The organism is Rhodococcus sp. T2V (assembly GCF_029269925.1).
Taxonomy (GTDB): domain Bacteria; phylum Actinomycetota; class Actinomycetes; order Mycobacteriales; family Mycobacteriaceae; genus Rhodococcus_F; species Rhodococcus_F koreensis.
On record NZ_JARJBD010000348.1, the window covers coordinates 1 to 646 of the forward strand.

Annotated in this window: 1 pseudogene; it reads left to right on the top strand. The window is 65.9% G+C overall.

Annotation, left to right across the window (positions count from 1 at the left end):
* Positions 1-646 (top strand): annotated as a pseudogene (locus tag P3H15_RS54290) (RNA degradosome polyphosphate kinase); the annotation flags it as partial.

A 646-nucleotide genomic window follows, 5' to 3' on the forward strand; every position in this document is an offset into this window, starting at 1 on the left:
CCGCTGCTCGAGCGCGCCAAATTCCTCGCCATCTTCGCCTCCAACCTGGACGAGTTCTTCATGGTCCGGGTCGCCGGACTCAAACGCCGCGACGAGACCGGCCTGTCCGTGCGATCCGCCGACGGCCTCTCCCCTCGCGAGCAACTCTCGCTGATCGCGACCCGCACCCAGGAGATCTCGGAGAAGGCCGCGCGGGTGTTCCTCGACTCGGTGCGTCCCGCGCTTGCCGCCGAAGGGATCTCCATCATCGGATGGGACGAACTCACCGACGACGACCGCTACCGCCTGTCGGTGCACTTCCAGGACCAGATCTTCCCCGTCCTCACCCCGCTCGCCGTCGACCATGCCCACCCGTTCCCCTACATCAGCGGCCTGAGCCTCAACCTCGCCGTGACGGTGAAGGACGCGCTCACCGGTGGCGAACACTTTGCGAGGGTCAAGGTTCCGGACAACGTGGGCAGATTCGTCCGCGTCCGCCGCGACGAGACACCCTCCTCCATCGACGCATTCCTGCCCCTGGAAGATCTCATCTCCGCCCACCTCGACATGCTGTTCCCGGGCATGGAGATCGTCGAGCACCACGCCTTCCGCATCACCCGCAACGCCGACTTCGAGGTCGAGGAAGACCGCGACGAAGACCTCCTGC